This window comes from Rhodovulum sp. DZ06 (assembly GCF_050586345.1).
In the GTDB taxonomy this organism is placed as follows: Bacteria; Pseudomonadota; Alphaproteobacteria; order Rhodobacterales; family Rhodobacteraceae; genus JBOCEF01.
On sequence record NZ_JBOCEF010000090.1, the window covers coordinates 1 to 5,657 of the forward strand.

Genomic DNA, 5,657 nt, shown 5'->3' on the forward strand with positions numbered 1-5,657 from the left:
CCCCCCCCCCCCCCCCCCCCCCCCCCCCCCCCCCCCCCCCCCCCCCTCCCCCCCCCCCCCCCCCCCCCCCCCCCCCCGCCCCCAACATGGCGCGCCGGACGCGCCGACGCGAAAATTCCGGGCCGCGCGGGCGAAAATGTTCAAGACTCCGGTCTTATTGATTCCCCGCGCATCAGGAGGGCGACATGCCCAGGTTCGAGAACTGGATATTGCTGACGGCGACGATCACGCCCATGGCCAAGGCCAACGTGACGCTTCGCGCCGATCCCGCCCAGCGGCTGCAGGATTATGAAGAGGCCCTGCGCTTCTACCTGACCCGTCCCGGCGGCAAGATCGACGGCATCTATTTTCTCGAGAACTCGGACTCCGACCTCTCCTCGCTCCGGGCCATCGCCCGGGACGAGAACCCGCGGAACATCCCCGTCGTGTTCTTCAGCGCGCTGGCCGATTGCGACCCCGAGCTGGGCAAGGGCCATTCCGAGCTGCAGCTGATGGACCGCTGCTTCGAGGCGCATATCGCGGGCAAGCCCGAGACGCACCGGGTCTGGAAGATCACCGGGCGGCTCAAGATCCAGAACATAGAGAAGCTGATCGAAAAGGCGCCCGACGGCTTCGGCGTCTATATCGACATGCGCCTGGTGCCTTCCTACCTGAAGGGCTTCGGCACCGACCGCTGGGCGGACACCCGCATCATCGGCTTCACCCCGGAGGGCTATCGCGGCCATTTCCACGGGAAGAAGGCGATCGTCGGCACCCAGGGGCCGATGTCGCACGTGGTGGAGCTGGCGCTGTTCCCGCCGCTCTACGACGCCTGGAAACAGGGCGACGCGATCGCCCCGCGCTTCACCGTGCAGCCGATCATGCTGGGCGTCGGCGCGGAATCCCTGAAGGACTACAACGACGCCTCCGCCCGGCTGAAAAACTTAATCCGCAGCGCGACCCGAACCGTCGCGCCGGGTCTGTGGCTCTAGCCGGCCCAAGACGCAACGGCGGCGCGCCGGACCCGCAGGACCGCGCCCGCCCCCCGACCTTCGCCTGCGCCGACCTTCGCTGGACCTTTGCAAGGACCGACCCATGACCGACCAGTCCAACAACGACGCCTTCCACTCCTCTTCGTTCCTGCAGGGGCACAACGCCGAGTACGTCGAATACCTCTATGCGCGCTGGGCCCAGAACCCGGGCGACGTGGATGACGAGTGGCGGCGCTACTTCGCGTCCCTGTCCGAGGATCCGTCCGGCGCCACCGCCGCGGCCGCGGGCCCGAGCTGGGAGCGCACCGACTGGCCGCCGCAGGTCAAGGGCGACCTGACCGCCTCGCTGACCGGCGAGTGGGAGGAGGAGGCGTCTCCCGCCAAGCTCGAGAAGAAGATCGCCGCCAAGGCGAAGGCCGAGGGCAAGCCGGTCTCGTCGGACGAGATCAAGCACGCGGTGCTCGATTCCATCCGCGCGATCATGCTGATCCGCGCCTACCGCATTCGCGGCCACCTGGCCGCCGATCTCGACCCGCTCAAGCTGACCCCGCCGACCCCGCACCCCGAGCTCGACCCCAAGTCCTACGGCTTCACCGAAGCGGACATGGACCGGCCGATCTTCATCGACAACGTGCTGGGCCTGGAAAGCGCGTCGCTGCGCGAGATCGTGGGCCTTCTGAAGCGCACCTATTGCGGCACCTTCGCGCTGCAGTACATGCACATCTCCAACCCCGAGGAAGCCGGCTGGCTGAAGGAGCGGATCGAGGGCTACGGCAAGGAGATCCAGTTCACCCAGGCCGGTCGCCGCGCGATCCTGTCCAAGCTGGTGGAATCCGAGGGCTTCGAGAAGTTCCTGCACGTCAAGTACACCGGCACCAAGCGCTTCGGCCTCGACGGCGGCGAGGCGCTGATCCCGGCGATGGAGCAGATCATCAAGCGCGGCGGCGCGCTCGGCGTGAAGGAGATCGTGATCGGCATGCCGCATCGCGGCCGCCTCAACGTGCTGGCCAGCGTGATGGCCAAGCCGTTCCGCGCCATCTTCCACGAGTTCCGCGGCGGGTCGTTCAAGCCGGACGAGGTCGAGGGCTCGGGCGACGTGAAGTACCACCTCGGCGCCTCCTCGGACCGTGAGTTCGACGGCAACAAGGTCCACCTGTCGCTGACCGCCAACCCCTCGCATCTCGAGGCGGTGAACCCGGTCGTGCTCGGCAAGGTGCGCGCCAAGCAGGCGCAGCTCGGCGATCTCGAGCGCACCTCGGTGCTGCCGATCCTGCTCCATGGCGACGCGGCCTTCGCGGGCCAGGGCGTCGTGACCGAGTGCTTCGGCCTGTCGGGCCTGAAGGGCCACCGCACCGGCGGCACCATCCATATCGTGGTGAACAACCAGATCGGCTTCACCACCGCGCCCCACAACTCGCGCTCCTCGCCCTATCCCACCGACGTGGCGCTGATGGTCGAGGCCCCGATCTTCCACGTGAACGGCGACGACCCGGAAGCGGTGGTGCACGCCGCCAAGGTGGCGACGGAGTACCGGCAGAAGTTCGGCAAGGACGTCGTCATCGACATGTTCTGCTACCGCCGGTTCGGGCACAACGAGGGCGACGAGCCCATGTTCACCCAGCCGTCGATGTACACCGAGATCAAGAAGCACAAGACCACGCTGCAGAAGTACACGGAACGTCTCGTGCAGGACGGCCTGATCCCCGAGGGCGAGATCGAGGACGAGAAGGCGCGCTTCCAGGCCTATCTGAACGAGGAATTCGAGACCGCCAAGGAATACCGCCCGAACAAGGCCGACTGGCTGGACGGGCGCTGGTCGGGCATGGGCCCGTCGGACGCCGAGTACCAGCGCGGCGCCACCGCCGTGCCGATGGAGCGCCTGAAGGAAGTGGGCGAGGCGATCACCACGATCCCCGAGAACTTCAAGGCCCACCGCACCATCCAGCGCCTGATGGAAACCAAGCGCGAGATGATCGACACCGGCAAGGGCATCGACTGGGCGACCGCCGAGGCGCTGGCCTTCGGCACGCTGCAGACCGAGGGCTACCCGGTCCGCCTGTCGGGCCAGGACTGCACCCGCGGCACCTTCTCGCAGCGCCATTCGGGCCTCGTCGACCAGGAGACGGAGGAGCGGTACTACCCGCTCAACAACATCAAGGCGGGGCAGGCCCAGTACGAGGTCGTCGACTCGATGCTCTCCGAATACGCGGTGCTCGGCTATGAGTACGGCTATTCGCTGGCCGAGCCGAACGCGCTGACCCTGTGGGAGGCCCAGTTCGGCGACTTCGCCAACGGCGCGCAGATCATGATCGACCAGTTCATCTCCTCGGGCGAGCGCAAGTGGCTGCGCATGTCCGGGCTGGTGATGCTGCTGCCGCACGGGTTCGAAGGCCAGGGGCCGGAGCATTCCTCGGCCCGCCTCGAGCGGTTCCTGCAGCTGTCGGCCGAGGACAACTGGATCGTCGCCAACTGCTCGACCCCGGCGAACTACTTCCACATCCTGCGCCGCCAGATCCACCGCACCTTCCGCAAGCCGCTGGTCATGGTCACGCCCAAGTCGCTGCTGCGGCACAAGAAATGCGTGTCCACGATCGAGGAGCTGGCGACCGGGTCGTCCTTCCACCGCGTGCTGTGGGACGACGCCGAGATGGGCCTCTCGGACACCAAGCTGGTCGCCGACGACAAGATCCGGAAGGTCGTGATCTGCTCGGGCAAGGTCTATTACGACCTGCTCGAGGAACGCGACGCGCGCGGGATCGACGACGTCTACCTGCTCCGCCTGGAGCAGTTCTATCCCTTCCCCGCGATCTCGCTGACCAAGGAGCTGAAGCGCTTCCAGGGCGCCGAGATCGTGTGGTGCCAGGAAGAGCCGAAGAACCAGGGCGCCTGGACCTTCGTCGAGCCCAACATCGAGTGGGTTCTGAACCGCATCGACGCCGCGTCCAAGCGTGCGCGCTACGCCGGTCGCCCGGCCTCGGCGTCGCCCGCCACCGGCCTCGCCACCAAGCACAAGCAGGAGCAGGACGCGCTTGTGAACGACGCGCTGTCCTGACCGACCGCCTGAGGAGACTGAGAAGATGACGATTGAAGTTCGGGTCCCGACCCTGGGCGAGTCCGTGACCGAGGCCACCGTCGCCACCTGGTTCAAGCAGCCCGGCGACGCCGTCGCCGCCGATGAGATGCTGTGCGAGCTGGAGACCGACAAGGTCACCGTCGAGGTGCCGGCCCCCGCCGCGGGCGTGCTGGCCGAGCATGTCGCCGCCGAGGGCGAGACGGTGGGCGTCGACGCCCTGCTGGCCACCCTGACCGAGGACGGCGCCGCCGCCGCCCCGGCCGCGAAATCCGAGGCCCCCGCGAAATCCGACGACGCCCCGGCGTCCTCGGGCGGCGCGGGCGAGAGCGTCAAGGTGATGGTCCCGGCCCTCGGCGAATCCGTGTCCGAGGCCACCGTCTCGACCTGGTTCAAGAAGGTCGGCGACACGGTCGCCGCCGACGAGATGCTCTGCGAGCTCGAGACCGACAAGGTGTCGGTCGAGGTCCCGGCCCCCGCCGCGGGCGTGCTGTCCGAGATCATCGCCGGCGACGGCGAGACGGTCGCCGCGGGCGCGCAGCTCGCCGTGATCTCCGCCGGCGAAGGCGCCGCGGCTTCGGCCCCGGCCGCCGCCCCCGCCGCCGCCGCGTCCTCGGCGGGCGCCAAGAACGCCCCGTCGGCCGAGAAGATGATGGCCGAGAAGGGCATCAGCGCCTCGGACGTGCAGGGCACCGGCAAGGACGGCCGGATCATGAAGGAAGACGTGCAGAAGGCGGCCTCGGCCCCGGCCAAATCGGCGGCGCCCGCCCCGGCCCCGGCGCCGCGCGCGCCCGTCGCCGCTTCGGACGCGGATCGCGAGGAGCGGGTGAAGATGACCCGCCTGCGCGCCACCATCGCGCGCCGCCTGAAGGACGCCCAGAACACCGCCGCGATCCTGACCACCTATAACGAGGTGGACATGACCGCGGTCATGGAGATCCGGAACCAGTACAAGGGCGAGTTCGAGAAGAAGCACGGCACCCGCCTCGGGTTCATGTCCTTCTTCGTGAAGGCCTGCGTCCACGCGCTCAAAGAGATCCCGGAAGTGAACGCCGAGATCGACGGCAACGAGATCGTCTACAAGAACTACTACCACGTGGGCGTCGCCGCCGGCACGCCGCAGGGCCTGGTGGTTCCGGTCGTGCGCGATTGCGACCAGATGAGCTTCAGCCAGATCGAGGCGAAGATCTCCGAGCTCGGCAAGCGCGCCCGCGACGGCAAGCTGTCCATGGCCGAGATGCAGGGCGGCACCTTCACCATCTCGAACGGCGGCGTCTACGGCTCGCTGATGTCCTCGCCGATCCTGAACCCCCCGCAGTCGGGCATCCTCGGCATGCACAAGATCCAGGACCGCCCGATGGTCATCGACGGCGAGATCAAGATCCGCCCGATGATGTACCTGGCGCTGTCCTACGATCACCGCATCGTCGACGGCAAAGGGGCGGTGACCTTCCTCGTGCGTGTGAAAGAAGCGCTCGAGGATCCGCGCCGCCTGCTGATGGATCTGTGATCCGACCGCGGGGGGGGGGGGGGGGGGGGGGAGGGGCCCCCCCCCCCCCCCCCCCCCCCCCCCCCCCCCCACCCACCCCCCCCCCCCCCCCCCCCCCCCCACCCTC

3 protein-coding genes are annotated in these 5,657 nt (G+C 68.4%); all 3 read left to right on the plus strand.

Annotation, left to right across the window (positions count from 1 at the left end):
* Positions 1–185 precede the first annotated feature (185 nt).
* Complete coding sequence (locus ACQ5SO_RS21095; RefSeq protein WP_430943630.1) at positions 186–971, plus strand: hypothetical protein; 786 nt, start codon at positions 186–188, stop codon at positions 969–971.
* Positions 972–1,074: 103 nt separating this feature from the next.
* Positions 1,075–4,023 carry a 2-oxoglutarate dehydrogenase E1 component gene (locus ACQ5SO_RS21100; protein ID WP_430943631.1) on the plus strand — a complete coding sequence of 983 codons (2,949 nt, stop codon included), beginning with the start codon at positions 1,075–1,077 and terminating at the stop codon, positions 4,021–4,023.
* 25 nt (positions 4,024–4,048) lie between these two features.
* Positions 4,049–5,551 carry a 2-oxoglutarate dehydrogenase complex dihydrolipoyllysine-residue succinyltransferase gene (gene odhB, locus ACQ5SO_RS21105; protein WP_430943632.1) on the plus strand — a complete coding sequence of 501 codons (1,503 nt, stop codon included), beginning with the start codon at positions 4,049–4,051 and terminating at the stop codon, positions 5,549–5,551.
* The last annotated feature ends 106 nt before the right edge of the window (positions 5,552–5,657 follow it).

Bases quoted from the DNA above. Each gene is read 5' to 3' on its own strand.
- ACQ5SO_RS21095 (WP_430943630.1), top strand. From the start codon at position 186: ATGCCCAGGTTCGAGAACTGGATATTGCTGACGGCGACGATCACGCCC.
- ACQ5SO_RS21100 (WP_430943631.1), top strand. From the start codon at position 1,075: ATGACCGACCAGTCCAACAACGACGCCTTCCACTCCTCTTCGTTCCTG.
- odhB (WP_430943632.1), top strand. From the start codon at position 4,049: ATGACGATTGAAGTTCGGGTCCCGACCCTGGGCGAGTCCGTGACCGAG.